We start from the raw sequence: 275 nt of genomic DNA, 5'->3' as shown, positions 1-275 counted from the left end.
CTAAAACACGCGCTAAACCAAGCGCTCAGTCCGCGCCGTCGAGCGCCGCGCGCGCGCAGTTCTCGTCGGTGACGAGGCCCGAGAGCCAGCCGCCCTTGAGCGCGGCGATCACGGCGTCGCGCTTGCGTTCGCCGCCCGCGAAGCCGATGGTCGGGCGCTTCGGCGGCGAATCCAGATACAGGCTGGTCACGCGGCGGCCCGTGGCCGATTCCACGCGCTTGCCGTTCGCGTCGATCGGCAAGCCGAGCATTTCGGCGATCGCGCCCAGTTCCATC

Annotated in this window: 1 protein-coding gene; it reads right to left on the bottom strand. The window is 69.8% G+C overall.

From position 1 onward, the window contains the following. Positions 1 to 25: 25 nt before the first annotated feature. Positions 26 to 275, bottom strand: a 250-nt coding sequence (locus tag SB816_RS31405; protein ID WP_410548169.1) for a sugar-binding domain-containing protein, incomplete at its 5' end; no start/stop codon positions are given.

The organism is Achromobacter sp. SIMBA_011, from assembly GCF_046535435.1.
Lineage (GTDB): Bacteria > Pseudomonadota > Gammaproteobacteria > Burkholderiales > Burkholderiaceae_B > Achromobacter > Achromobacter dolens.
The sequence above is the reverse complement of the archived record's forward strand: the minus strand, read 5'-3'. Positions and strand labels throughout refer to the sequence as shown.